Source organism: Serratia sp. MF1(2023), from assembly GCF_030954545.1.
Classification (GTDB): Bacteria; Pseudomonadota; Gammaproteobacteria; order Enterobacterales; family Enterobacteriaceae; genus Serratia; species Serratia sarumanii.
This window is the reverse complement of sequence record NZ_JAVHUX010000012.1, coordinates 100,403-126,366: the sequence shown is the minus strand read 5'-3', so window position 1 is coordinate 126,366 and position 25,964 is coordinate 100,403. Positions and strand designations below refer to the sequence as shown.

Genomic DNA, 25,964 nt, shown 5'->3' with positions numbered 1-25,964 from the left:
GAGAACTTTCTGGCGGTTTGCCGCTGGCTGCCAAGCCCGGCAAGGTAATGCCGGACGGCACTGAGTTTGTCTTGCAGCGAAAACTTCATAGAACTGCACCTCCAAATGTCAGATGTGTCCAACATTTGGGGTGCAGTTCACCGCTGGGCCCTTGTTATTTAAGCGCCTTTTCCGGCAGCCAGCACTGGGCGTTCAGGCCGCGCGCATCGCGGCGGTTTTCCAGCGTCAAACGCCCCTGGTGCAACTGCACGATGCGGATCACGATATTCAGGCCCAGCCCACTGCCGCCGTAGCGTTGATCCATGCGGCGAAACGCCTGCGTCAGCTCCCCGACCATCTCTTCCTTGATACCCGGGCCATCGTCGATGACCTGCAGCAGATAGCCGTTGTCTTGCGGCGTTAACTGCACCTGTATCGCGCCGCCTTCAGGGCCGTAACGGTGGGCGTTTTCGACCAGGTTGCGCAGCAGCAGCCGCAGCAGCACCGGATCGCCGTTTACTGTGGCAGTAGCCGGCAAGTGCCAGTCCAGCGTCTGTCCGCGTTGGGCAGCCATTTCGTCGAGCTCTTCACGCAGCGGCTGGATCACATCGGCCACCCAATCGACATGCTGATAATGGCCGCGGGCGAAGTCTTGCCCGGCGCGCGACAGCATCAGCAACTGCTCGACGGTGTGCATCAGCTGATCGATGCGGGCGATCAGCGCCTGGCTGCCCTTGACGCCCTGTTTCTCCATCAGTTCCAGATGCAGGCGGATGCCGGCCAGCGGCGTGCGCAGCTCGTGGGCGGCGTCGGCGGTGAACAGGCGTTCCTGTTGAATGGTGTTGTCCAATCGTGAGAACAGCTGATTGAGTGCATTGGTGACCGCCACCATTTCCTGGCTGTCGCTGGCGATCGGCAGCGGCGTCAGGTTATCGGCAGAGCGCTTTTCCAGCCGTTTCTGCAATTGGTTGAGCGGGCGGATGATCCAGCTGATGGCCCAAAACGACGCCAGCAGCGTGACGATCATCATGATCAGCGAAGGCGCCAACAGCGACGCGATGGCCTCGGCGATCTCGCTATCGACGCGTTCGGTACGCACTTTGGCGGACAGGGTTTCGTCCACCAGGAAGCCGATCTGTTCCTGGCTTTCGTGCCACAGCCAGAAGGCGCTGATGAGTTGCGTGACCAGCAGGATCAGCGCCAGCATCAGCAGCAGGCGGCGGCGCATGCTGATCATGAGGAGGGTTCCAGGCGGTAGCCGATGCCGCGCACGGTGCGGATGCGATCCTTGCCCAGTTTGCGGCGCAGGTTGTGAATGTGCACTTCCAGCGTGTTGGAGCCCAAGTCGTCCTGCCAGGTGTAGAGATCCTGCTGCAGGAGTTCACGGTTGACCGTCTGCCCGGCACGCATGATCAGACGCGCCAGAATGGCGAACTCTTTCGGCGTGACCTCCACCGGCTGCTGCTGCAGGTAAACCTGCTGGCTGGAGAGGTTCAGCTGCAGATCGTCCACCTGCATCAGATTGTCGCTGTGCCCCTGGTAGCGCCGCAGGAGGGCGCGCACGCGCGCCTGCAGCTCGACCAGCGCGAAGGGTTTGACCAGGTAGTCGTCGGCGCCGGCGTCCAGCCCGTCGACGCGGTCTTCCAGCGCGTCGCGGGCGGTCAGGATCAGCACCGGCAGATCGATCTGTTGGCGGCGCCACTGCCGCAGCAGCGCGGCGCCGTCGGTGTCCGGCAGGCCGAGATCCAGGATCACCATGCTGTATTGGCTGGTGATGAGCAGGCTGTTGGCCTCCGCCGCCGTGGCGGCGCAGTCGCAGACGTAACCTTCGCCGGTCAGCGCCAGCGCCAGCCCCTGTTGCAACAGTTCATCATCCTCAACGACCAGCAGCTTCATGATGATCCTCAGTTGTTTTGGTAAATATCCCGATACAGGCGGCTTTCGAAACGCACCAGCGGCGCGCGGCGCTGTTTCTGATCCTCCGGCGGCACGGCGTAGCCGGAGAGATACTGCACGAAGGCCATGCGCTGGCCGCTGGCGGTGGTGATGAAGCCCGCCAGGTTGTACACGCCCTGCAGCGCGCCGGTCTTGGCCGACACTTTTCCGTCGACGCCGGCTTCGTGCAGGCCGCCGCGGTAGCGCAGGGTGCCGTCATAGCCGGACAGCGGCAGCATCGAGATGAAGTTCAGCTCGTTGTCGTGCTGCGCGATGTACTGCAGCGCCTGCATCATGGTCGCCGGCGCCAGCAGGTTGTGGCGCGACAGGCCGGAGCCGTCGGCGATGATGGTGTTGCCCAGATCGATGCCGGCCTTCTGGCGCAGCACCTGACGTACCGCATCGGCACCCGCTCGCCAGGTGCCCGGCACGCCGAAGCGTTCGTGGCCGATGGTGCGGAAGACGGTATCGGCGATCATGTTGTCCGATTTTTTCAGCATGATCTTCAACAGATCGTGCAGCGGCGCCGACTGGGTTTGCGCGATCACCGTGCCGGTGATGCCGGGACGCGTCTGGCGTTTCAAGTGCCCGTCGATCTGGATGCCGGCCTGGATCAGTTCGTCTTTCAGGATGGCGCCCGCGTAGCTGGCGCCATCCTGGATGGCGAAGGCCAGCGGCAGCGGTTCGCTGCGCTGCGTCAGGCAGCCGGTCAGGGTAAAGCGGTTCAGCTCGCCCGGCACCACGTCCAGTTCGCAGTACTGCGCGTCTGCAGAGCCGCGCGCCAGGGTGCGCACCTGGCTAAACATATTGACCGGATAATAGGAGGCGACGCGGATAAACGCCATGTCGCCCGGATTCGGCGCGCTGTACAGCGAGACCGAGAAACAGTTGCGATCGACGATGGCGGCGGCCGGCGGCGCGCTGAAGCACTGCGTCAGATCGTTCCACGGCCAGCCGGGCGCCTTGTCATGGCTGGCGAAGACCGAGGTATCGACCAGCACGTCGCCGCTGATTTGGCGCACGCCCTGTTTCTTCAGGACGGCCACCATATTGCGCAGGCTCTGGCGTTTGAAGGTCGGATCGCCGCTGAAGCGGGCGATCAGGTTGCCGCGCAGCACGCCGTCGCGGATATCGCCCTGGCTCTCCAGCGTGGTGGTGAAACGGTAATCGGGCCCGAGTTGCAGCAATGCCGCCAGCGCCGTCAGCACTTTTTGGGTACTGGCCGGCAGCGCCATCTGCTGAGAGTGATAATCGATCGTTGGCGCGCCGGCACCGATTTTCTGAACGACCAGGGCAAGGTTGGCCCCATCAGGCAGATATTGTGTGTACTCTTCAACCGGGGCCGCATTCGCATTCAGAACAAATGCGCAAGCCAATGCACTGACAATTCGTGAAAAACGCATAATCTCGGGATAACAGCTGGATAACGTGCCGTCATACTACGGTGCAATCAGGGAAAAAGTAAACGATGACCCTCAAGGAACTCTAGGCTAAAATGCGTATCAAAATGCAAAACCGATCTTGGCTTGGGCTCCGTTCCGAGTCAGGTTTCTTTTGTTTGTCGCCTGGAGGCGGGTGGCGGTATGCCAACCGTGTTTTCATACGAATACGTCAGGATGACGGTTATTTGAACAGGAAAGATTTAGAGGTATTTATACGATGAACCAAATTCCGATGACCTTGTTTGGCGCTGAAAAACTGCGCGAAGAGCTCGAATATCTGAAAAGCGTGCGCCGCCCGAAAATCATTGCGGACATCGCGGAAGCGCGCGAGCACGGCGATTTGAAAGAGAATGCCGAGTACCACGCCGCCCGCGAACAGCAGGGTTTCTGCGAAGGCCGCATTCAGGAAATCGAAGCCAAGCTGTCCAATGCTCAGGTGATCGATATCACCAAGATGCCGAACACCGGCCGAGTGATCTTCGGCGCCACCGTATCGGTGATGAATCTGGACAGTGAAGAAGAAGTGACTTACCGCATCGTTGGCGACGATGAGGCCGATTTCAAGAAAAATCTGATTTCGGTAAACTCGCCGATGGCGCGCGGCCTGATCGGCAAAGAGCAAGACGATGTGGTGGTGATCAAAACCCCTGGCGGCGACGTCGAGTATGAGATCCTGAAGGTTGAGTATCTCTGATCGAGGCCGTTGGTCATTAATGCGCCAACGTTTTGTAAAGATAGGAAAAAGGCCGCAAGCGGCCTTTTATCTTGGTCAGGCGCATGGCACCTTTTCGTTAACCTGATGGTTATTAACGCGGTAGACTGATCTTGCGCTCTTTCGACGGGCGGTAAAGAATAAGCGTACTGCCGATAACTTGCACATTGCAGGCGTCCGTTTCACGCACGATAGCATCGGCGATCAGGGTTTTGGTTTCGCGATCTTCAGCGGCGATTTTTACCTTGATCAGCTCGTGATGCTCCAGAGCCTGTTCAATTTCAGCCAGCACCCCTTCGGTAAGACCGTTATTGCCCAGCATCACCACCGGTTTTAACGGATGCGCCAGGCCTTTCAGGTGCTGTTTTTGTTTATTATTCAGATTCATTGTCTTTTTTGCTTAAGTTGGGATTGAAAACGGTACATTCTACCGCCATCTCATGTATATCACCAAATCGGTCTTCACCGGTGTGAGTCTACGTGAGCAGCGACCCTGACATAAGACTCTTTTTATGATAGTTGGAAAACGAGATGGCTAATAAAAAGCGTTCGGCTAGCTCCAGTCGCTGGTTACAAGAACACTTTAGCGATAAATATGTACAGCAGGCGCAGAAAAAGGGACTGCGTTCCCGCGCCTGGTTTAAACTTGATGAAATACAGCAGAGCGACAAACTGTTCAAACCGGGCATGACCGTGGTGGATCTCGGCGCCGCGCCGGGCGGCTGGTCGCAGTATGTGGTCACCCAAATCGGCGGTACCGGGCGCATCATCGCCTGTGATATTTTGCCAATGGATCCTATCGTTGGCGTCGATTTCCTTCAGGGCGATTTTCGTGATGAACTGGTGCTGAAGGCGCTGTTGGAACGAGTAGGCGAGAGTAAGGTTCAGGTGGTCATGTCCGATATGGCCCCGAATATGAGTGGCACCCCGGCGGTCGATATTCCAAGGTCGATGTATCTGGTGGAGTTGGCGCTGGATATGTGTCGGGATGTCCTCGCACCAGGCGGAAGTTTCCTGGTGAAGGTGTTCCAGGGAGATGGCTTTGACGAGTACCTACGGGAAATTCGCTCCCTGTTTACGAAGGTTAAGATTCGTAAGCCAGACGCTTCCCGCGCCCGTTCGCGCGAAGTGTACATTGTAGCGACAGGGCGCAAACTGTAGTACCCTAACGCTGTTTGTTAACACAGTTGTAAGATGAGGTTAATCCCTTGAGTGACATGGCGAAAAACCTAATTCTCTGGTTAGTCATCGCGGTAGTGTTGATGTCTGTATTCCAGAGCTTTGGGCCCAGCGAGTCGAATGGCCGTAGGGTGGATTACTCTACCTTCATGTCCGAACTGACCCAGGACCAGGTTCGCGAAGCGCGAATCAACGGACGTGAAATTAACGTTACCAAGAAAGACAGTAACAAATACACGACCTACATCCCTGTCAACGATCCTAAGTTGCTGGATACGTTGTTAACGAAGAATGTGAAAGTTGTCGGCGAGCCGCCTGAAGAGCCGAGCCTGCTGGCTTCTATCTTTATCTCCTGGTTCCCGATGCTGTTGCTGATCGGGGTCTGGATCTTCTTTATGCGGCAAATGCAGGGCGGCGGCGGCAAGGGCGCGATGTCCTTCGGTAAGAGCAAGGCCCGCATGCTGACGGAAGACCAGATCAAGACCACTTTCGCCGATGTCGCCGGTTGTGACGAAGCGAAAGAAGAGGTGAGCGAACTGGTGGAATACCTGCGCGAGCCGAGCCGTTTCCAGAAATTGGGCGGCAAGATCCCGAAAGGCGTGCTGATGGTTGGCCCACCGGGGACCGGTAAAACGCTGTTGGCGAAAGCGATCGCCGGCGAAGCGAAGGTGCCGTTCTTCACCATTTCCGGTTCCGACTTCGTCGAAATGTTCGTCGGTGTGGGTGCATCCCGCGTGCGCGACATGTTCGAGCAAGCGAAGAAAGCCGCGCCGTGCATCATCTTCATCGATGAAATCGACGCCGTCGGTCGCCAGCGTGGCGCCGGCCTGGGCGGCGGTCACGATGAGCGCGAACAGACCCTGAACCAGATGCTGGTTGAGATGGACGGTTTCGAAGGCAACGAAGGCATCATCGTCATCGCGGCCACCAACCGTCCGGACGTGCTTGACCCTGCGCTGCTGCGTCCGGGCCGCTTCGACCGTCAGGTCGTGGTCGGGCTGCCGGATGTGCGTGGCCGTGAGCAGATCCTGAAGGTGCACATGCGCCGCGTGCCGTTGGCGGCCGACATCGACGCCTCCGTCATTGCGCGCGGTACGCCGGGCTTCTCCGGTGCCGATCTGGCTAACCTGGTCAACGAAGCGGCGCTGTTCGCCGCCCGCGGCAACAAGCGCGTGGTGTCGATGGTGGAGTTCGAGAAAGCCAAAGACAAGATCATGATGGGTGCGGAACGCCGCTCCATGGTGATGACCGAAGCGCAGAAAGAGTCGACCGCGTATCACGAAGCGGGCCACGCCATCATTGGCCGCCTGGTTCCTGAACACGATCCGGTGCACAAGGTGACGATCATTCCTCGCGGCCGTGCGCTCGGCGTGACCTTCTTCCTGCCGGAAGGGGATGCGATCAGCGCCAGCCGTCAGAAGCTGGAGAGCCAAATCTCCACCCTGTACGGCGGCCGTCTGGCGGAAGAGATCATCTACGGGCCGGAGAAAGTCTCTACCGGTGCGTCGAACGACATCAAAGTGGCGACCTCCATCGCCCGCAACATGGTGACCCAGTGGGGCTTCTCCGAGAAGCTGGGGCCGCTGCTGTATGCGGAAGAAGAGGGCGAAGTGTTCCTGGGCCGTTCCGTGGCCAAGGCGAAGCACATGTCGGATGAAACCGCGCGCATCATCGACCAGGAAGTGAAGTCGCTGATCGAGCGTAACTACACGCGTGCTCGCTCGCTGCTGATGGAAAACATGGACATCCTGCACTCGATGAAGGATGCGCTGATGAAGTACGAAACCATCGATGCGCCGCAGATCGACGATCTGATGAACCGCAAAGACGTGCGTCCGCCTGCGGGTTGGGACGATGCGAACAAAGGCAACAGCTCCGACAACGGCGGCACCCCGAAAGCCCCGACGCCGGTAGATGAGCCTCGCACCCCAACGCCGGGCAACACCATGTCCGAACAGCTCGACAAGTAACTGCGGCTGTGTAATAACATCAAACCCCGGCATGCCGGGGTTTTTTTTGCCCGGCGGGCAGTGAACCAGGCAACAGTAAGGTGGACCAACCATGCAGTTAACCGTGCGCGACATGACGCTCAATCTCTCCCATCCGCAGGTGATGGGCATCCTCAACGTGACGCCGGATTCGTTTTCCGACGGCGGCCGCCACAACACCCTGAACCAGGCATTGCTGCACGCGCATGCGCTGATTTCGGCCGGCGCCACGATGATCGATATCGGCGGCGAGTCGACAAGGCCGGGGGCGGCAGAGGTGAGTGAAGAGGAAGAATTGGAACGGGTCGTGCCGGTGGTGGAAGCGCTGGCGCAGCGTTTTGAAGTCTTTATCTCTGTCGATACCTCGAAAGCGGGCGTGATCCGCGAATCGGCGCAGGCCGGCGCACACCTGATCAACGACATTCGCTCACTTCAGGAGCCGGGTGCCCTGGCGGCGGCGGCGGAAAGCGGGCTGCCGGTCTGTCTGATGCATATGCAAGGGCAGCCGCGCACCATGCAGCAGGCGCCGCACTACGACGATCTCATCGCCGACGTTCAGGCGTTTTTCGAGCACCATATCCGGCGCTGTAACGAGGCGGGGATAACAAATCAGAAATTGCTGCTCGACCCAGGCTTCGGTTTCGGTAAAAATTTGGCGCACAACTATCAGCTTCTGGCGCGGTTGTCGGAGTTTCATCGTTTCGGTTTGCCGCTATTGGTCGGCATGTCGCGTAAATCGATGATTGGGCAACTGCTGAACGTGCCGCCGGATCAACGGGTGATCGGCAGCGTGGCCTGCGCGGTGATAGCGGCGATGCAGGGCGCGCAGATTGTCAGAGTGCATGACGTTAAAGAAACCGTCGAGGCGATGCGTGTCGTCGAGGCAACACTTTCAGCTAAGGGACAGTAGAGACATGAGCGAGCGCAAATATTTTGGCACCGACGGCATCCGTGGCAAGGTCGGGGACAGCCCCATCACGCCGGACTTCGTGCTGAAGCTCGGCTGGGCGGCCGGTAAAGTGCTGGCGCGCCACGGTTCGCGCAAGATCATCATCGGTAAGGATACGCGCATTTCCGGCTATATGCTGGAGTCCGCGCTGGAAGCCGGCCTGGCGGCCGCAGGGCTGTCCGCCTCCTTCACCGGGCCGATGCCCACCCCGGCGGTGGCCTATCTGACGCGCACCTTCCGCGCAGAAGCGGGCATCGTCATTTCCGCTTCTCATAACCCGTTCTATGACAACGGCATCAAGTTCTTCTCGATCGACGGCGCCAAGCTGCCGGACAACGTCGAAGAAGCTATCGAAGCCGAGATGGAAAAGCCGCTGACCTGCGTGGAGTCCGCCGAGCTGGGTAAAGCCAGCCGCATCATCGACGCCGCCGGCCGCTATATCGAATTCTGCAAAGGCACCTTCCCGAGCGAGCTGAGCCTGAAGGGGCTGAAAATCGTGGTCGACTGCGCCAACGGGGCGACCTACCACATCGCGCCGAGCGTGCTGCGCGAGCTGGGCGCCACGGTGATCGCCATCGGCGTTGAGCCGGATGGCATGAACATCAACGAGAAGTGCGGCGCTACCGACGTGCGTCAGCTGCAGGAGCGCGTGCTGCAGGAAAAAGCGCACGTAGGCCTGGCGTTTGACGGCGACGGCGACCGCGTGATGATGGTGGATCACCTGGGCAACAAGGTGGACGGCGATCAGATCCTGTACATCATCGCCCGCGAAGGCCTGCGTCAGGGCCAGCTGCGCGGCGGCGCGGTCGGCACCCTGATGAGCAATATGGGGCTGGAGCTGGCGCTGAAACAGCTGGGCATTCCGTTCGCTCGCGCCAAAGTGGGCGACCGTTACGTGCTGGAGAAGCTGCAGGAGCTGGGCTGGCGCATCGGTGCGGAAAACTCCGGCCATGTGATCCTGCTGGACAAAACCACCACCGGTGACGGCATCGTGGCCGGGCTGCAGGTGCTGACCGCCATGGTGCGCAACCACATGAGCCTGCACGACCTGTGCAGCGGCATGAAGCTGCTGCCGCAAATCCTGGTCAACGTGCGCTTCGCCGGCGATCACAATCCGCTGGAGTCCGACGCGGTGCGCAAGGTCACCGAGCAGGTAGAGGCCGAGTTGGCCGGCCGCGGCCGGGTGCTGCTGCGCAAATCGGGCACCGAGCCGCTGATCCGCGTAATGGTGGAAGGCGAGGACGAGCAGCAGGTGACCGCGCTGGCGCATCGCATCGCCGACGCGGTGAAATCCGCCGGTTAAAACAGACAGTTAGCCATCGGGCTCGGCGCAGCTGAGCCCGAATAGGCGATTGTTGGCGTTTTTTTCCGCAAACGCGCCGGCGGCTGCAAATTGCCCTTGCGCGGGTTGGCGGCTTTGGTTAGTATTCACACCCGCTTCAGTAGGCAGTTTATAAAAACGCCTGCTTGATGAGTGTGAAGCATTTGGCATGCGGTGAGGCCGCAAGGATACGGGTACTACTATGTACGAAGCTCTTCTGGTAATTTTCCTGCTGATTTCAATCGGGCTGGTTGCTCTGATTATGTTGCAGCAAGGTAAAGGCGCTGATATGGGAGCCTCTTTCGGAGCAGGTGCATCAGGCACATTGTTCGGTTCGAGTGGTTCCGGTAACTTTATGACCCGCATGACTGCTGTGCTGGCGACGCTGTTCTTCGTCATCAGCCTGATTCTGGGCAACCTCAGCAGCAACCAAAGCAAGAAAGGCAGCGAGTGGGAAAACCTGGGTCAGCCAGTGAAAACTGAGCAGACAACCGCGCCGGCAGCACCTGCCAAGCCGAGCAGCGATATCCCGCAGTAAGCCGAAAAAGTTTGTAAACGGTGGTTGTGAACTCGAAAGAACAACGGCCGTTAGCAGTAAGAATCAGTACCGAGGTGGTGGAATTGGTAGACACGCTACCTTGAGGTGGTAGTGCCCTAACGGGCTTGTGGGTTCGAGTCCCATCCTCGGTACCAAATCCCAGAGATAACTTGCAATTTTGCGATTATCGGCGTAGTATTTGCCACGTTTTCGGACGCGGGGTGGAGCAGCCTGGTAGCTCGTCGGGCTCATAACCCGAAGGTCGTCGGTTCAAATCCGGCCCCCGCAACCACTTTCCTTTAAGTGTTTATTTTCAAATACACTTTTCGATTGAAATCCGCTTTTCTCGATCAACATTTGAAAATGACACTTGCTCGAAAGTTGTACCGAGGCCGCCTAGCGGCAAACAGGGTCCAGTTGCATAAAGCCCCGATTTTTCGGGGTTTTTTGTTATTTGGCAACAGAATCACTGGGCTATTTAGCCCTTTTTTTATGTCTTGGGGGTGGGCTTGTCCACATTAGAGCAACAGTTAACAGAGATGCTTTCGGCACCCGTAGAAGCGTTGGGCTTTGAGCTTGTAGGCATCGAATTCATTCGTGCGCGCCAATCGACGCTCCGCATCTATATTGATAGTGATAACGGCATCAATGTTGATGATTGCGCTGATGTCAGCCACCAGGTCAGCGCTGTATTGGACGTCGAAGATCCAATCACGGTCGCTTACAACTTGGAAGTCTCCTCTCCTGGCCTTGATCGCCCGATGTTCACCGCAGAGCACTATACGCGTTTCCTCGGTGAAGAAGTCAGCCTGGTCCTGCGCATGGCGGTACAGAACCGTCGCAAGTGGCAGGGTATTATCAAGTCTGTCGAAGGCGAGATGATCACGGTTACTGTGGAAGGGAAAGATGAAGTGTTCGCGCTGAGCAACATCCAGAAAGCGAACCTGGTACCCCACTTTTAAAGTTTGGAAGAGGCAACTAGGATGAACAAAGAGATTCTGGCTGTTGTTGAAGCAGTTTCCAATGAAAAATCCCTTCCGCGCGAGAAGATTTTCGAAGCGCTGGAAACTGCATTAGCCACCGCAACCAAGAAAAAATACGAGCAGGAAATCGACGTGCGCGTCAGCATTGACCGCAGAACCGGCGATTTCGATACCTTCCGCCGTTGGGTCGCCGTAGACGAAGTGACGCAGCCAACGCGTGAAATCACGCTGGAAGCCGCTCAGTTTGAGGATCCGAGCATCGAGCTCGGCGGCTACGTCGAAGATCAGATCGAATCCGTGACCTTCGACCGCATCACCACCCAAACCGCCAAGCAGGTTATCGTGCAGAAAGTGCGCGAAGCCGAGCGTGCGATGGTGGTTGACGCTTTCCGTGAACACGAAGGTGAGATCGTCACTGGCGTGGTGAAGAAAGTGAACCGTGACAGCATCGCGCTGGATCTGGGCAACAACGCCGAAGCGGTGATTGGCCGTGAAGACATGCTGCCGCGCGAAAACTTCCGTCCGGGCGACCGCATTCGCGGCGTACTGTATGCCGTGCGTCCTGAAGCACGCGGCGCGCAGCTGTTCGTCAGCCGTTCCAGCTCGGAAATGCTGAAAGAACTGTTCCGCATCGAAGTGCCGGAAATCGGCGAAGAAGTGATCGAAATTAAAGCGGCAGCCCGCGATCCAGGCTCCCGTGCGAAAATTGCAGTGAAAACCAACGACAAGCGTATCGACCCGGTCGGCGCCTGCGTAGGCATGCGCGGTGCGCGCGTTCAGGCCGTGTCGAGCGAGCTCGGCGGCGAACGTATCGACATCATCCTGTGGGATGATAACCCAGCGCAATTCGTCATCAACGCCATGGCACCGGCCGACGTCGCGTCGATCGTGGTAGACGAAGATAACTGCACCATGGATATCGCCGTTGAAGCCAGCAACCTGGCGCAGGCGATCGGCCGTAACGGCCAAAACGTGCGTTTGGCTTCCCAGCTGCTGAAACAACACCGCGGCGACGATCGTTGGGAACTGAACGTGATGACGGCGGACGACCTGCAGGCCAAGCACCAGGCCGAGGCTCATGCCGCTATTGATACCTTCACCAAGTATCTTGATATCGACGAAGATTTCGCCACCGTACTGGTTGAAGAAGGCTTCTCCACGCTGGAAGAGCTGGCCTACGTGCCGATCAAAGAGCTGTTGGAAATCGACGGTCTGGATGAAGATACGGTTGAAGCATTGCGCGAACGCGCCAAAGCTGCATTGACCACGCTGGCCCTGGCACAAGAAGAAAGCCTGGGCGACAACAAACCGGCCGACGATTTGCTCAACCTGCCGGGTCTTGAGCGCAGCATGGCCTTTAAACTGGCCGCGCGTGGGGTTTGTACGCTGGAAGATCTTGCCGAGCAGGGTGTTGACGATCTGGCTGATATTGAAGGGCTTAGCGACGAGCAAGCCGGCGAGCTGATCATGGCTGCACGCAATATCTGTTGGTTTGGCGACAACGCGTAATAACTGTAGCAGGAAGGAACAGCATGACGACAGATGTAACCGTAAAATCGCTGGCAGCAGAGATTCAGACTCCGGTTGATCGCCTGGTACAGCAGTTTGCTGATGCAGGGATCAACAAGTCCGAGTCGGACTCTGTTACCCAGCAAGAAAAAGAAACATTGCTGGCGCACCTGAACCGTGAACACGGTAGCGCGCCGGGTAAACTCACTTTGCAGCGCAAAACGCGCAGCACCTTGAATATCCCGAGCACCGGCGGTAAAAGTAAATCGGTGCAAATTGAGGTCCGCAAGAAACGCACTTATGTAAATCGCGATACGCAGGAAGCCCAGTTGGCTGAAGCGGCAGAGCAGGCACAGCGTGAAGCGGAAGAGCAGGCACGGCGCGAAGCGGAAGAGCTCGCAAAACGCGAAGCGGAAGCGAAGCGCGCAGCCGAAGAGCAAGCCAAACGTGAGGCCGCGGAGATTGCTAAGCGTAATTCAGCGGAAAAAGAAAAAGTGACCAATCAACATACCGACGAAATGACCAAGCCAGCTCAGGCGGAAAAAGCACGCCGTGAAGCCGAAGCCGCTGAACTGAAACGCAAAGCGGAAGAGGAAGTGCGCCGCAAGGTTGAAGAGGAAGCCAAGCGCGTGGCGGAAGAAGCCCGTCGCATGGCCGAAGAGAACGGCGAGAAGTGGGCCCAGGCAGACGCGGCAAGCGCCGCGGTTGAAAGCGCCGACTATCACGTGACCACCTCTCAGCACGCCCGCGCCGCGGAAGACGAAAACGACGCCAAAGTTGAAGGCGATCGTCGCAGCCGCACCCGCGGCGGCAAAGCCACCAAGCAGAAGAAAGGCAACAAGCTGTCCGAATCCAAAGCGGATCGCGAAGAAGCGCGTGCCGTTACCCGTGGCGGTAAAGGCAAACGCAAGCCTAGCGCTCTGCAGCAGGGCTTCAACAAGCCGGCGCAGGTGGTTAACCGTGACGTGGTGATTGGCGAAACCATCACCGTGGCCGAGCTGGCCAACAAGATGGCGGTAAAAGGTTCTCAGGTCATCAAAGTGATGATGAAGCTGGGCGCCATGGCCACCATCAACCAGGTTATCGACCAGGAAACCGCACAGCTGGTTGCCGAAGAGATGGGCCACAAAGTTATCCTGCGTCGTGAAAACGAGCTGGAAGAAGCGCTGATGAGCGACCGTGATACGGGCGCTGCGGCCGAGCCGCGCGCGCCGGTCGTGACCATCATGGGCCACGTTGACCACGGTAAAACCTCTCTGCTGGACTACATCCGCTCCACCAAAGTGGCGGCGGGCGAAGCCGGCGGCATTACCCAGCACATCGGTGCCTACCACGTAGAAACCGAGAACGGCATGATCACCTTCCTGGATACCCCGGGCCACGCCGCGTTTACCTCGATGCGTGCTCGCGGTGCTCAGGCGACTGACATCGTGGTGCTGGTAGTGGCGGCCGACGACGGCGTGATGCCACAGACCATCGAAGCTATCCAGCACGCGAAAGCGGCGCAGGTGCCGTTGGTGGTTGCGGTGAACAAAATCGACAAGCCGGAAGCCGATCCGGACCGCGTTAAGCAGGAACTGTCTCAGTACGGCGTTATGCCGGAAGAGTGGGGCGGCGAAGCGCAGTTCGTCCACGTGTCCGCGAAAGCCGGTACCGGTATCGACGAACTGCTGCAGGCTATCCTGCTGCAGGCCGAAGTTCTGGAACTGAAAGCGGTTCGCAGCGGCATGGCGAGCGGCGTGGTGATCGAGTCCTTCCTGGATAAAGGCCGTGGCCCTGTGGCTACCGTGCTGGTTCAGGAAGGTACGCTGAACAAGGGCGATATCGTTCTGTGCGGCTTCGAATACGGCCGTGTGCGTGCGATGCGCGACGAGCTGGGCCGTGACGTGACCTCCGCCGGTCCGTCTATCCCTGTGGAAATCCTGGGTCTGTCCAGCGTGCCTGCAGCGGGTGACGAAGCGACCGTGGTGCGCGATGAGAAGAAAGCGCGTGAAGTGGCGCTGTACCGTCAGGGCAAGTTCCGCGAAGTCAAACTGGCGCGTCAGCAGAAGTCCAAGCTGGAAAACATGTTCGCCAACATGACCGACGGCGAAGTGTCCGAGCTGAACATCGTACTGAAGTCCGACGTACAGGGTTCTTGCGAAGCGATCAGCGACTCGCTGCTGAAACTCTCCACCGACGAAGTGAAGGTGAAGATTGTCGGCTCCGGCGTAGGTGGCATCACCGAAACCGACGCGACGCTGGCTGCGGCATCCAACGCCATCATCCTGGGCTTCAATGTGCGTGCCGACGCTTCTGCGCGCCGCGTGATCGAAGCGGAAAGCCTGGATCTGCGTTATTACTCCGTGATCTATAACCTGATCGACGAAGTGAAGCAGGCGATGAGCGGTATGCTGGCGCCGGAATACAAGCAGCAGATCATCGGCCTGGCCGAAGTGCGTGACGTGTTCAAATCGCCTAAGTTCGGCGCTATCGCCGGCTGTATGGTTACCGAAGGGACCATCAAGCGTCACAACCCAATCCGCGTACTGCGCGACAACGTGGTTATCTATGAAGGCGAGCTGGAATCCCTGCGTCGCTTCAAAGATGACGTTAACGAAGTCCGTAACGGCATGGAATGTGGTATCGGCGTTAAGAACTATAACGACGTGCGCGTCGGCGACATGATCGAAGTGTTCGAAATCATTGAGATCCAACGCTCCATCGCTTAACGATTGCACATCTGCTTATATCTGTTTACGGGGGGCCTTGTGCCCCCCGATTTGTCTGGAGAATCCAAAATGGCAAAAGAATTCAGCCGCGGCCAACGCGTGGCGCAAGAGATGCAGAAAGAGATTGCGATCATTCTGCAGCGTGAAGTGAAAGATCCGCGCGTCGGCATGGCGACCGTTTCCGGCGTAGAAGTGTCCCGTGACCTGGCGTATGCCAAGGTTTACGTCACCTTTCTGAACGTACTGACCGAGAACCACGATCCGGATCTGGTCACCAACGGCATTAAAGCGTTGCAGGACGCTTCCGGTTATATCCGCACCCTGCTGGGCAAAGCGATGCGCCTGCGCGTGGTGCCGGAGCTGACCTTCGCTTACGACAACTCCCTGGTGGAAGGCATGCGCATGTCCAACCTGGTGACCAACGTGGTGAAGAACGACGCCGAGCGCCGTTCCGCCTCAGGCGATGACAAGGAGGATTAATGAGTCGCCCTCGTCGCCGCGGCCGTGATATCCACGGCGTGCTGTTGCTGGACAAGCCGCAGGGTTTGTCGTCCAACGATGCGCTGCAAAAAGTAAAACGCCTGTACAACGCCAACCGGGCGGGCCATACCGGCGCGCTCGATCCGCTGGCGACCGGCATGCTGCCTATCTGCCTGGGCGAAGCGACCAAGTTTTCGCAATATCTGCTCGATTCCGACAAGCGCTATCGGGTGATCGCCAAGCTGGGACAGCGTACCGATACCTCCGACGCCGACGGCCAGATCGTGCAGGAGCGCCCGGTGAACTTCACCCAGGCGCAGCTCGACGCGGCGCTGGACACCTTCCGCGGCGATATCCAGCAGGTGCCGTCGATGTATTCGGCGCTGAAATACCAGGGCAAGAAACTCTACGAGTATGCGCGCCAGGGCATTGAAGTGCCGCGCGAAGCGCGCAGCATCACGGTGTACGAGCTGCAGTTTATCCGTTGGGAAGGGGATGAGCTGGAGCTGGAGATCCACTGCTCGAAAGGCACCTACATCCGCACCATCACTGACGATCTCGGCGAGCTGCTGGGCTGCGGCGCGCACGTGATCTATCTGCGCCGCCTGCAGGTGGCGACTTACCCGATCGCGCGCATGGTGACGCTGGAACAGCTGAACGCCCTGCTGGAGCAAGCGCAGGAACAAGCGATCGCTCCCGGCGAGCTGCTCGATCCGCTGCTGATGCCGATGGACAGCCCGGTTGAGAACTATCCGGAAGTGAATTTGCTGCCGGTGGTGGCGGGCTACGTCAAGCAGGGGCAACCGGTGCAAGTGGCCGGCGCGCCGGCTTCTGGCCTGGTGCGCATCACCGAGGGTGAAGAGCGAAAATTCATCGGCGTTGGTGACATCGCCGAGGACGGTCGCGTGGCGCCGCGCCGCCTGGTGGTCGAGCATTTCGACTGACGGCGGGGCTCTGCGTCGCCTTGCGATCGCACTGCGCTAAGAGTAGAATGGCGCAGCTTATGCATTGGGTTGCTGAATTAGAGATCGGCGCCTGTTTTTATTATCTATAATCTGGAGTATTACAATGTCTCTAAGTGTTGAAGCTAAAGCTCAAATCGTAGCTGATTTCGGTCGTGGTACTAACGACAGCGGTTCTACCGAAGTTCAGGTTGCCCTGCTGACTGCGCAGATCAACCATCTGCAAGGCCACTTCTCCGAGCACAAAAAAGATCACCACAGCCGTCGTGGTCTGCTGCGTATGGTTTCTCAGCGTCGTAAGCTGCTGGACTACCTGAAGCGTAAAGATGTAGCACGTTACACCAGCCTGATCGAGCGTCTGGGTCTGCGTCGCTAATCTAGCAAGTTTCAGTGGAAAGGGGCCTATTTTGGCCCCTTTCTTCTAGGAAGCATAAGCAAATCAGGTTAATGTATTACTGATGTTTCCAAACAGGTTCTTCCGTTACAGAGGTTCGCGCGGCTAATGAGAGGCTTTATCTCCCGCCTGAGATAAGGATTGTCATTAGTCGCGAGGATGTAGTGAGAAGGCAAATCGAGTCACAGGCGTGTCGAGTCGTCAATGCGATTGCGCGCCGCTAATCAAGGATATAATTTTGCTGACACCGATCATTCGCAAATTCCAGTATGGCCAGCATACCGTCACCATCGAAACCGGTATGATGGCGCGTCAGGCCACCGCCGCCGTTATGGTGAGCATGGATGACACCGCCGTATTCGTTACCGTCGTTGGCCAGAAAAAAGCCAAGCCGGGCCAGAGCTTCTTCCCGCTGACCGTTAACTACCAAGAGCGTACCTACGCCGCCGGCCGCATCCCGGGCAGCTTCTTCCGTCGCGAAGGCCGTCCGAGCGAAGGCGAGACCCTGACTTCTCGTCTGATCGACCGTCCGATCCGTCCACTGTTCCCGGACAACTTCCTGAACGAAGTTCAGGTGATCGCGACCGTGGTTTCCGTTAACCCGCAGGTGAACCCGGACATCGTTGCGATGATCGGTGCTTCCGCAGCCCTGAGCCTGTCCGGTATTCCGTTCAACGGCCCAATCGGCGCCGCGCGCGTGGGTTACATCAACGATCAGTACGTACTGAACCCGACGACCGATGAGCTGAAAGAAAGCCGTCTGGATCTGGTGGTTGCCGGTACCGCCGGCGCAGTGCTGATGGTGGAATCCGAAGCGGACGTGCTGAGCGAAGATCAGATGCTGGGCGCCGTGGTGTTCGGCCACGACCAGCAGCAAGTGGTTATCGAAAACATCAACGCGCTGGTTGCCGAAGCCGGCAAACCGAAGTGGGATTGGCAGGCGCCTGCGGTCAACGAAGCGCTGCAAGCGCGCGTGGCTGAACTGGCCGAAGCTCGCCTGGGCGATGCTTACCACATCACCGAAAAACAAGAGCGTTACGCTCAGGTTGACGCGATCAAAGACAGCGTTGTTGAAACCCTGCTGGCGCAGGACGAAACGCTGGACGCCGGCGAAATCCAGGACATCCTGGGCAACCTGGAGAAAAACGTGGTGCGTAGCCGCGTACTGCGTGGCGAGCCGCGTATCGACGGCCGTGAAAAAGACATGATCCGTGGCCTGGACGTGCGCACCGGCGTACTGCCGCGCACCCACGGTTCCGCGCTGTTCACCCGTGGCGAAACTCAGGCGCTGGTTACCGCGACCCTGGGCACCGCGCGCGACGCGCAGAACCTGGACGAGCTGATGGGCGAGAAGACCGACAGCTTCCTGTTCCACTACAACTTCCCTCCGTACTCCGTGGGCGAAACCGGCATGGTCGGTTCTCCTAAGCGTCGTGAAATCGGTCACGGTCGCCTGGCGAAACGCGGCGTATTGGCTATGATGCCTAAACCGGAAGATTTCCCGTACACCGTTCGCGTGGTGTCTGAAATCACCGAATCCAACGGTTCTTCTTCCATGGCTTCCGTGTGCGGCGCGTCTCTGGCGCTGATGGACGCCGGTGTGCCAATCAAGGCTGCCGTTGCGGGTATCGCGATGGGCCTGGTGAAAGAAGCCGATAACTTTGTGGTTCTGTCCGACATTCTGGGTGACGAAGATCACCTGGGCGACATGGACTTCAAAGTGGCCGGTAGCCGCGACGGTATCACCGCGCTGCAGATGGACATCAAAATCGAAGGTATCACCCGCGAAATCATGCAGGTGGCTCTGAACCAGGCCAAGGGCGCGCGTCTGCACATCCTGGGCGTGATGGAACAGGCTATCAGCACCCCACGCGGCGATATCTCCGAATTCGCACCGCGTATTCATACTATCCGCATCAACCCGGATAAGATTAAAGACGTGATCGGTAAGGGCGGTTCCGTTATCCGCGCGCTGACCGAAGAGACTGGCACTACCATCGAAATCGAAGATGATGGTACAGTTAAAATCGCTGCGACCGACGGGGAGAAGGCGAAATTCGCTATCCGTCGTATCGAAGAGATCACGGCAGAGATCGAAGTGGGCCGTATCTACCAGGGTAAAGTGACCCGTATCGTTGATTTCGGCGCATTCGTCGCTATCGGCGGTGGTAAAGAAGGTCTGGTACACATTTCTCAGATCGCCGACAAGCGCGTCGAGAAAGTGACCGACTATCTGCAGATGGGTCAGGAAGTGCCGGTTAAGGTACTGGAAGTTGACCGTCAGGGCCGCGTGCGTCTGAGCATCAAAGAAGCGATGGCGCCGGAAGCGGGTTCACCTGCGCCTGAAGCAGAATAACTGTATAGATAGTTTTACAGCTCCCCGCCACGGGGTTGGGAGCTGTTCGTATCGCGCGGGTAGGATGCCCGCGTTTTAGCAAACGGAGGACAGGACGTTCATCCAATGTTTGTCTTCGGGAGTGGGAAATGAAGCCTTTCTTGCGCTGGTGTTACGTTGCGACAGCACTCATGCTGGCAGGATGCAGCAACCATGATTGGCGTAAAGACGAAGTTTTGGCAATCCCGTTGCAGCCAACGTTGCAGCAGGAAGTGATCCTGGCGCGCATGGAACAAATTCTTGCCAGCCGGGCACTGACGGATGACGAACGCGCACAGCTTTTATATGAGCGCGGTGTGCTGTATGATAGCCTCGGGTTACGTGCATTAGCGCGCAATGATTTCTCGCAGGCGCTGGCGATACGTCCCGACATGCCGGAAGTTTTCAACTACCTGGGCATTTACTTAACGCAGGCAGGCAATTTTGATGCTGCCTATGAAGCGTTTGATTCTGTACTAGAGCTTGATCCAACTTACAATTACGCGCGTTTAAACCGGGGCATCGCACTGTATTATGGCGGCCGCTTCCCGTTGGCGCAGGATGATCTGCAGGCGTTTTATCAAGACGACCCAAACGATCCCTTCCGTTCGTTATGGCTGTATCTGGTGGAGCGAGAAATCGATCCCAAGAAGGCCGAGGTAGCGCTTCAGCAGCGCTATGACAAAGCGGACAGAGGGCAATGGGGATGGAATATTGTCGAATTCTACCTGGGCAAGATCAGCGAAAAAACGCTGATGGAACGCCTCAAGGCAGATGCAACGGATAACACTTCGCTCGCTGAGCATCTCAGTGAAACTGACTTCTATTTGGGTAAACACTACCTGAGTCTGGGGGACAAGGACACCGCTTCGGCGCTGTTCAAACTGACGGTGGCTAACAACGTTCACAACTTCGTTGAGCACCGCTATGCATTGTTGGAATTGGCGCTTTTGGGCCAAGAGCAAGACGACCTATCGGAATCGGACCAGCAATAGCTGACGAACACCTATCAGCCTGATGAACATTGGTTTTTAACCAAAGTTATCGCCTTCACGGGCGAGGGCTTTTTTGTTCGTTTTATAATCTAATTTGAGCCGGTTCACACTTTTCAATGAAAATGACTGAAAATTTTCTCGACGAGTTATGTAGACTGGCTGCCATTATTAATGAGGCACGTGTACATGACGACTGAGTTTGAAACCTCTTTTGCTGATCTGGGGCTGTCTGCTCCAATCATTTCCGCCCTGAACGATCTGGGCTATGAAAAACCATCTCCGATCCAGGCTGAGTGTATTCCTCACCTGTTGAACGGCCGCGACGTGCTGGGCATGGCACAGACCGGTAGTGGTAAAACTGCAGCGTTCTCGCTGCCGCTGCTGCACAACCTGCAGGCAGACCTGAAAGCACCTCAGATCCTGGTGCTGGCACCGACCCGCGAACTGGCGGTTCAGGTTGCCGAAGCGATGACCGATTTCTCCAAACACATGAACGGCGTCAACGTGGTAGCCCTGTACGGCGGCCAGCGTTACGACGTGCAGCTGCGCGCTCTGCGCCAGGGCCCGCAAATCGTTGTGGGTACCCCAGGTCGCCTGCTGGACCACCTGAAGCGCGGCACCCTGAACCTCTCCAACCTGAGCGGTCTGGTGCTGGATGAAGCCGACGAAATGCTGCGCATGGGCTTTATCGAAGACGTAGAAACCATCATGGCTGAGATCCCGGCTGAACATCAGACCGCGCTGTTCTCCGCCACCATGCCGGAAGCGATCCGTCGCATCACCCGCCGCTTTATGAAAGAGCCGCAGGAAGTGCGCATCCAGTCCAGCGTGACCACCCGTCCGGACATTAGCCAGAGCTACTGGTCGGTGTACGGCATGCGTAAAAACGAAGCGCTGGTGCGTTTCCTGGAAGCTGAAGACTTTGACGCAGCGATCATCTTCGTCCGTACCAAGAACGCGACCCTGGAAGTGGCCGAAGCGCTGGAGCGCAGCGGTTACAGCAGCGCCGCGCTGAACGGCGACATGAACCAGGCACTGCGTGAGCAGACCCTGGAGCGCCTGAAAGATGGTCGTCTGGATATCCTGATCGCAACCGACGTTGCGGCTCGCGGCCTGGACGTTGAGCGCATCAGCCTGGTTGTCAACTACGACATCCCGATGGACTCCGAGTCTTACGTTCACCGTATCGGCCGTACCGGCCGTGCGGGCCGCGCCGGCCGCGCGCTGCTGTTCGTGGAAAACCGCGAACGCCGCCTGCTGCGCAACATCGAACGCACCATGAAGCTGACCATCCCGGAAGTGGAACTGCCGAACGCAGAACTGCTGGGTGAGCGTCGTCTGGCCAAGTTCGCCGCAAAAGTTCAGCAGCAGCTGGAAAGCAGCGATCTGGATCTGTACCGCGCACTGCTGACCAAACTGCAGCCGGAAGAAGAGCTGGATATGGAAACCCTGGCCGCAGCGCTGCTGAAAATGGCACAGGGCGAACGTCCGCTGATCCTGCCACCGGATCCGGTCTTCAAGCCGCGTCAGCGCCGCGAGTTCAACGACCGTGACGATCGTCGCGGTGACCGTGGCGATCGCCGCGACAGCCGTGACGGCGATCGTCCGCGTCGCGAACGTCGTGACGTTGGCGAAATGCAGCTGTACCGCATCGAAGTGGGCCGTGACGATGGCGTAGAAGTGCGTCACATCGTTGGCGCTATCGCTAACGAAGGCGACATCAGCAGCCGTTACATCGGTAACATCAAGCTGTTCGCGTCCCACTCCACCATCGAGCTGCCAAAAGGCATGCCGGGCGAGATTCTGAATCACTTCACTCGCACCCGCATCCTGAACAAGCCGATGAACATGCAGCTGCTGGGCGATGCACAGCCGTTCGAACGCCGCGAGCGTCGTGACGGTGGCAACGGCGGCGAGCGTCGCGGCAACGGGCGTCCGTTCAACGGCGAACGTCGCGAAGGCGGCCCACGTCGTTCCTTCGGCGAACGTCGTGAAGGCGGCAACGGCGGCGAGCGTCGTGGCGGTAACTACAACCGTGACGGCAAACCGGCGCCACGCCGTGATGACGGCGCACCGGCTGCACCACGCCGTCGTTTCGGCGACGCGTAATCGCTGATTCACCGTTCGCGGTGAAGCGCTCTGAAAAACCAGCCTGCGGGCTGGTTAATGAGATGGTCACCCCCACCCTGTGAGCGGTACGCTGGCAGGGTGTTTTTCTTTCTGAAGGGGATCATCATGCAAAACGTTACGCTCATCGGTATTGACCTCGGCAAGCAGTCGTTTCATGTTCACGCTCAGGATAAAAATGGCAATGCTTTGCTGCGTAAGAAGTTTTCGCGCACCCAGTTAACCGTCTTTCTCTCTACCTGCATCGCCTCTACCGTGGTTATGGAGTCCTGCGCCGGTGCCCACTTTATGGCTCGTCATATCACCCTGCTCGGCCATCAGGTCAAGCTTATTTCTCCCCAATTCGTCAGGCCTTTCGTCAAGAGCAACAAGAATGATTTCATCGACGCCGAAGCCATTTGCGAAGCCGCCTCTCGGCCCTCTATGCGTTTCGTTACCCCACGAACCGAAGAACAACAGGCTATGTCTGCTTTGCATTGTGTCCGCGATTCACTCGTCAGGGAACGGGTCAGGACCACTAATCAGATGCACGCTTTCCTGCTGGAGTTTGGCATCAGCATGCCGCGCGGTATTGCCGTGATTAAACGCCTGTCTGCCGTACTGGAAGAACACAGGCTCCCGCCTTATTTAACCCGGCTGCTTGTACGCCTCCATCAACATTACACCTACCTCAGCGAACAGATTGAGGTACTTGAACAAGAGCTAAAAAACCATATGGCCAACGATGATGCCGCACAGCGGCTGCTGACCATTCCCGGCGTCGGCGTGATAACGGCCAGTCTTTTGGCAACGAAGCTGGGCGATGGGAAAAACTATGCCAGTAGCCGGGACTTCGCCGCATCGACGGGATTGGTCCCGCGACAATACAGCACCGGTGGGAGAAACACCCTGATGGGGATAAGCAAGCGCGGGGATAAAAACTTACGCCGTTTATTGGTCCAGTGTGCTCGTGTTTTCATGCAGCGAATTAAGCATCATCCGGGGCGGTTGGCGGATTGGGTGACGAGCCAGCTAACGCGACATCATTCGAACGTCGTGGCTTGCGGATTAGCCAACAAGCTGGCGCGCATAGCCTGGGCGGTCACCACGCACCGTACTGCTTTTAACCAATAAAAAAGAGCTAACAGCGAGTACTTGTTAGCTCTTGGGCATTACCCAGTGACTTTCTGGTTTTGCGACGACCGATTATTGATGACATGAACGGCACCGTGGCCTGTTGAGAAACCTGACATAAAAAATGGCTCTTTGAAGCCGACCGGTTTTTCAGGTTCAACAGGCGCGAAACTCATCGTGGCGCGAACAGGGTATCGTTCACCAGACGCCGAATAGATTTACGCAAGCCCATCATAGATCAAAATCGGTGTTGCAAAAACGGGGGTGACCATAGATTTTTTTATGCCCCTTTATGGGGCAGACCGCCCACCTTCAGTGCTTTATTTCCCTGTTTCCGCTCACATTTCCCACCCTGCTCGCCGCGCGTGCGCCCATCAGCGGCTACTATCAATAACGCTGGCTCGCGCTTTGCAAGCGAACAGCGGCAAGCAAACACAACACAATAAAAAACTGACAGGGTAGGAATAACTATGTTTTTACAGAAATGGAGCAAACCCCTGACCATGGCGGCGCTGCTGGTCAGCGGCAGCCTGTATGCGGCATCCAACCCCGCGGTGGAAGCCAAAAACGGCATGGTGGTCACCTCGCAGCACCTGGCCTCGCAGGTCGGCGTGGATATCCTGAAGATGGGCGGCAACGCCATCGACGCCGCCGTGGCGGTGGGCTATGCGCAGGCGGTGGTTAACCCCTGCTGCGGCAACATCGGCGGCGGCGGCTTTATGACCGTTCACCTGGCGGACGGCACCGACACCTTCATCAACTTCCGTGAAACCGCGCCGGCGGCGGCCAGCGCCAACATGTATCTGGATGCCGACGGCAAGGTGAAGAAAGACGCCAGCCTGTACGGCTATCTGGCGGCGGGCGTGCCGGGCACCGTGCTGGGGATGGAAACCGCGCGTGAGAAGTACGGCAAGCTGAGCCGTGAACAGGTGCTGGCGCCGGCGATCAGGCTGGCGCGCGAAGGCTTTGTGCTGACCCGCGCCGATACCGATATCCTCGACACCACCGTCGCGCGCTTCAAACAGGATCCCGAGTCGGCCAAAATCTTCCTGCGCCCGGACGGCAGCCCGCTGCAGCCGGGGGACAAACTGGTGCAAACCGATCTGGCCAATACGCTGGAAGCCATCGCCAAAGGGGGAACCGACGCCTTCTATAAAGGCAAGATCCCGCAGGCGGTGGAGGCGGCGGCCAAACAGGGCGGCGGCATCTTGACCGCCGCCGACTTCGCCAATTACAAGGTCACCGAAACCCCGCCGATTACCTGCAGCTATCGCGGCTACAAGTTCGTGTCGGCGCCGCCTCCCAGCTCCGGCGGCGTGACGCTGTGCGAAATCCTCAACGTGGTGGAAGGCTACGACCTGAAAAGCATGGGCTTCAACTCGGCGGCGGCCATTCACACCATGACCGAAGCGATGCGCCATGCCTACATGGACCGCAACACCTACCTCGGCGACCCGGAGTTCATCAAAAACCCGATCGACCGGCTGGTGAGCAAGAGCTACGCCGAGCAGATCCGCAAGAAAATCGTCGCGGACAAGGCCACGCCGTCGGAAAACGTGCAGCCCGGCATGGAACCGCATGAGAAGCCGGAAACCACCCACTATTCGATCGTCGACCATGACGGCAACGCGGTCTCCACCACCTATACCGTCAACGGCCGCTTCGGCGCCGTGGTGATCGCACCGGGCACCGGCTTCTTCCTCAACGACGAGATGGACGACTTTACGGTCAAAGTGGGCGAGAAAAACCTGTACGGGCTGGTGCAGGGCACCGCCAACAGCATTGCCCCCGGTAAGCGCCCACTATCGTCGATGAGCCCGACGCTGGTGACCAAGGACAACAAGATCTTTATGGTGCTGGGCTCGCCGGGCGGTTCGCGCATCATCACCATCACCCTGCAGACCGCGTTGAACGTGATCGACCACGGCATGGCGCCGCAGGAAGCGGTGGACGCGCCGCGCATCCATCACCAATGGTTGCCGGATGAGGTGTACTACGAACAGCGCGGCGTTTCCGCCGATACGCTGAAGCTGCTGAGCGGCATGGGCTATAAGATGGTCGAGCAAACGCCGTGGGGCGCCGCCGAACTGATTCTGGTCGGCTTGCCGGGTGCGGTGGGCGTCAGCCCGGCCAACTCCGGCAACGACTCGGCGGTTTCCGGCAAGGTGCGCGAAGGCTATCTGTACGGCACCAACGACGTGCGTCGCCCGGCAGGTTCTGCGGTCGGTTACTGATGTAAACGCCTACTCACCTTTATCGCGGGGGCCCTTCGG

Annotated in this window: 22 protein-coding genes and 2 tRNA genes; 20 read left to right on the top strand and 4 right to left on the bottom strand. The window is 58.2% G+C overall.

Going from position 1 to position 25,964, the window contains the following annotated elements:
• Positions 1-154 precede the first annotated feature (154 nt).
• From pmrB to dacB, 3 genes are read right to left on the bottom strand one after another with little or no spacing between them, the layout of a single operon-like run.
• Entirely contained in the window at positions 155-1,216 is a 1,062-nt protein-coding gene (pmrB, locus tag REA38_RS07350; protein WP_033655295.1) for a two-component system sensor histidine kinase PmrB, read from the bottom strand.
• Complete coding sequence (gene pmrA, locus REA38_RS07345; RefSeq protein ID WP_033648677.1) at positions 1,213-1,875, bottom strand: two-component system response regulator PmrA; 663 nt, start codon at positions 1,873-1,875, stop codon at positions 1,213-1,215. The genes pmrB and pmrA overlap by 4 nt, the downstream gene beginning before the upstream one ends.
• Before the next feature lie 8 nt (positions 1,876-1,883).
• Positions 1,884-3,317, bottom strand: coding sequence for a serine-type D-Ala-D-Ala carboxypeptidase (gene dacB, locus REA38_RS07340; protein WP_033648675.1), 1,434 nt, complete (start codon positions 3,315-3,317; stop codon positions 1,884-1,886).
• Positions 3,318-3,573: 256 nt separating this feature from the next.
• Between dacB and greA the strand changes: the two genes are divergently transcribed.
• Positions 3,574-4,050, top strand: a complete 477-nt coding sequence (gene greA / locus REA38_RS07335; RefSeq protein WP_004933539.1) for a transcription elongation factor GreA — start codon at positions 3,574-3,576, stop codon at positions 4,048-4,050.
• Between the two features lie 112 nt (positions 4,051-4,162).
• Here greA and yhbY read toward each other — a convergent pair whose 3' ends face one another.
• On the bottom strand, positions 4,163-4,456 hold the full coding sequence (gene yhbY / locus REA38_RS07330; RefSeq protein WP_197845413.1) for a ribosome assembly RNA-binding protein YhbY: 294 nt from the start codon (positions 4,454-4,456) through the stop codon (positions 4,163-4,165).
• 143 nt (positions 4,457-4,599) lie between these two features.
• On the opposite strand from yhbY, the gene rlmE reads away from it, so the two are divergent.
• From rlmE to ggt, 19 genes are all read left to right on the top strand, one after another.
• Positions 4,600-5,229, top strand: a complete 630-nt coding sequence (gene rlmE / locus REA38_RS07325; RefSeq protein WP_004933533.1) for a 23S rRNA (uridine(2552)-2'-O)-methyltransferase RlmE — start codon at positions 4,600-4,602, stop codon at positions 5,227-5,229.
• Positions 5,230-5,285: 56 nt separating this feature from the next.
• Complete coding sequence (ftsH, locus tag REA38_RS07320) at positions 5,286-7,217, top strand: ATP-dependent zinc metalloprotease FtsH (protein WP_004933529.1); 1,932 nt, start codon at positions 5,286-5,288, stop codon at positions 7,215-7,217.
• Positions 7,218-7,308: 91 nt separating this feature from the next.
• Complete coding sequence (gene folP / locus REA38_RS07315) at positions 7,309-8,145, top strand: dihydropteroate synthase (RefSeq protein WP_060432442.1); 837 nt, start codon at positions 7,309-7,311, stop codon at positions 8,143-8,145.
• A 4-nt stretch (positions 8,146-8,149) separates the two neighbouring features.
• On the top strand, positions 8,150-9,487 hold the full coding sequence (glmM, locus tag REA38_RS07310) for a phosphoglucosamine mutase (RefSeq protein ID WP_033636821.1): 1,338 nt from the start codon (positions 8,150-8,152) through the stop codon (positions 9,485-9,487).
• Positions 9,488-9,707: 220 nt separating this feature from the next.
• Entirely contained in the window at positions 9,708-10,043 is a 336-nt protein-coding gene (secG, locus tag REA38_RS07305) for a preprotein translocase subunit SecG (protein ID WP_004933519.1), read from the top strand.
• A 68-nt stretch (positions 10,044-10,111) separates the two neighbouring features.
• A tRNA-Leu gene (locus REA38_RS07300) sits at positions 10,112-10,198 on the top strand.
• Between the two features lie 60 nt (positions 10,199-10,258).
• Positions 10,259-10,335 (top strand) — tRNA-Met (locus tag REA38_RS07295).
• Positions 10,336-10,552: 217 nt separating this feature from the next.
• The gene (gene rimP / locus REA38_RS07290) at positions 10,553-11,005 is read left to right on the top strand and encodes a ribosome maturation factor RimP (protein ID WP_028127574.1); all 453 of its coding nucleotides are present in this window, start codon (positions 10,553-10,555) and stop codon (positions 11,003-11,005) included.
• A gap of 21 nt (positions 11,006-11,026) precedes the next feature.
• Complete coding sequence (gene nusA / locus REA38_RS07285) at positions 11,027-12,535, top strand: transcription termination factor NusA (RefSeq protein ID WP_019453340.1); 1,509 nt, start codon at positions 11,027-11,029, stop codon at positions 12,533-12,535.
• A 23-nt stretch (positions 12,536-12,558) separates the two neighbouring features.
• On the top strand, positions 12,559-15,246 hold the full coding sequence (infB, locus tag REA38_RS07280; RefSeq protein WP_033636822.1) for a translation initiation factor IF-2: 2,688 nt from the start codon (positions 12,559-12,561) through the stop codon (positions 15,244-15,246).
• Between the two features lie 69 nt (positions 15,247-15,315).
• A complete protein-coding gene (gene rbfA / locus REA38_RS07275) occupies positions 15,316-15,726 on the top strand; it encodes a 30S ribosome-binding factor RbfA (protein ID WP_004933508.1) in 411 nt (136 codons plus the stop codon).
• Positions 15,726-16,670, top strand: a complete 945-nt coding sequence (gene truB, locus REA38_RS07270; RefSeq protein ID WP_033636823.1) for a tRNA pseudouridine(55) synthase TruB — start codon at positions 15,726-15,728, stop codon at positions 16,668-16,670. The genes rbfA and truB overlap by 1 nt, the downstream gene beginning before the upstream one ends.
• 124 nt (positions 16,671-16,794) lie before the next feature.
• Entirely contained in the window at positions 16,795-17,064 is a 270-nt protein-coding gene (gene rpsO, locus REA38_RS07265; RefSeq protein ID WP_004933502.1) for a 30S ribosomal protein S15, read from the top strand.
• Positions 17,065-17,320: 256 nt separating this feature from the next.
• The gene (gene pnp / locus REA38_RS07260) at positions 17,321-19,438 is read left to right on the top strand and encodes a polyribonucleotide nucleotidyltransferase (protein WP_033636825.1); all 2,118 of its coding nucleotides are present in this window, start codon (positions 17,321-17,323) and stop codon (positions 19,436-19,438) included.
• A gap of 128 nt (positions 19,439-19,566) precedes the next feature.
• Entirely contained in the window at positions 19,567-20,451 is an 885-nt protein-coding gene (gene nlpI / locus REA38_RS07255; protein ID WP_033636826.1) for a lipoprotein NlpI, read from the top strand.
• A gap of 116 nt (positions 20,452-20,567) precedes the next feature.
• Entirely contained in the window at positions 20,568-20,648 is an 81-nt protein-coding gene (gene yrbN, locus REA38_RS24550) for a protein YrbN (protein ID WP_099032700.1), read from the top strand.
• Entirely contained in the window at positions 20,638-22,560 is a 1,923-nt protein-coding gene (locus tag REA38_RS07250) for a DEAD/DEAH family ATP-dependent RNA helicase (protein ID WP_004933492.1), read from the top strand. The genes yrbN and REA38_RS07250 overlap by 11 nt, the downstream gene beginning before the upstream one ends.
• Positions 22,561-22,686: 126 nt before the next feature.
• The gene (locus tag REA38_RS07245; protein ID WP_308885504.1) at positions 22,687-23,691 is read left to right on the top strand and encodes an IS110 family transposase; all 1,005 of its coding nucleotides are present in this window, start codon (positions 22,687-22,689) and stop codon (positions 23,689-23,691) included.
• 470 nt (positions 23,692-24,161) lie between these two features.
• Positions 24,162-25,925, top strand: a complete 1,764-nt coding sequence (ggt, locus tag REA38_RS07240; protein WP_308885503.1) for a gamma-glutamyltransferase — start codon at positions 24,162-24,164, stop codon at positions 25,923-25,925.
• Positions 25,926-25,964: the final 39 nt, after the last annotated feature.

Coding starts and splice junctions, on each gene's coding strand:
- secG (WP_004933519.1), top strand. CDS start 9,708: ATGTACGAAGCTCTTCTGGTAATTTTCCTGCTGATTTCAATCGGGCTG.
- yrbN (WP_099032700.1), top strand. CDS start 20,568: ATGAAAATGACTGAAAATTTTCTCGACGAGTTATGTAGACTGGCTGCC.
- nusA (WP_019453340.1), top strand. CDS start 11,027: ATGAACAAAGAGATTCTGGCTGTTGTTGAAGCAGTTTCCAATGAAAAA.
- dacB (WP_033648675.1), bottom strand. CDS start 3,317: ATGCGTTTTTCACGAATTGTCAGTGCATTGGCTTGCGCATTTGTTCTG.
- ftsH (WP_004933529.1), top strand. CDS start 5,286: ATGGCGAAAAACCTAATTCTCTGGTTAGTCATCGCGGTAGTGTTGATG.
- rpsO (WP_004933502.1), top strand. CDS start 16,795: ATGTCTCTAAGTGTTGAAGCTAAAGCTCAAATCGTAGCTGATTTCGGT.
- truB (WP_033636823.1), top strand. CDS start 15,726: ATGAGTCGCCCTCGTCGCCGCGGCCGTGATATCCACGGCGTGCTGTTG.
- infB (WP_033636822.1), top strand. CDS start 12,559: ATGACGACAGATGTAACCGTAAAATCGCTGGCAGCAGAGATTCAGACT.
- nlpI (WP_033636826.1), top strand. CDS start 19,567: ATGAAGCCTTTCTTGCGCTGGTGTTACGTTGCGACAGCACTCATGCTG.
- yhbY (WP_197845413.1), bottom strand. CDS start 4,456: ATGAATCTGAATAATAAACAAAAACAGCACCTGAAAGGCCTGGCGCAT.
- REA38_RS07245 (WP_308885504.1), top strand. CDS start 22,687: ATGCAAAACGTTACGCTCATCGGTATTGACCTCGGCAAGCAGTCGTTT.
- folP (WP_060432442.1), top strand. CDS start 7,309: ATGCAGTTAACCGTGCGCGACATGACGCTCAATCTCTCCCATCCGCAG.
- rlmE (WP_004933533.1), top strand. CDS start 4,600: ATGGCTAATAAAAAGCGTTCGGCTAGCTCCAGTCGCTGGTTACAAGAA.
- rbfA (WP_004933508.1), top strand. CDS start 15,316: ATGGCAAAAGAATTCAGCCGCGGCCAACGCGTGGCGCAAGAGATGCAG.
- REA38_RS07250 (WP_004933492.1), top strand. CDS start 20,638: ATGACGACTGAGTTTGAAACCTCTTTTGCTGATCTGGGGCTGTCTGCT.
- greA (WP_004933539.1), top strand. CDS start 3,574: ATGAACCAAATTCCGATGACCTTGTTTGGCGCTGAAAAACTGCGCGAA.
- glmM (WP_033636821.1), top strand. CDS start 8,150: ATGAGCGAGCGCAAATATTTTGGCACCGACGGCATCCGTGGCAAGGTC.
- pmrB (WP_033655295.1), bottom strand. CDS start 1,216: ATGATCAGCATGCGCCGCCGCCTGCTGCTGATGCTGGCGCTGATCCTG.
- pmrA (WP_033648677.1), bottom strand. CDS start 1,875: ATGAAGCTGCTGGTCGTTGAGGATGATGAACTGTTGCAACAGGGGCTG.
- ggt (WP_308885503.1), top strand. CDS start 24,162: ATGTTTTTACAGAAATGGAGCAAACCCCTGACCATGGCGGCGCTGCTG.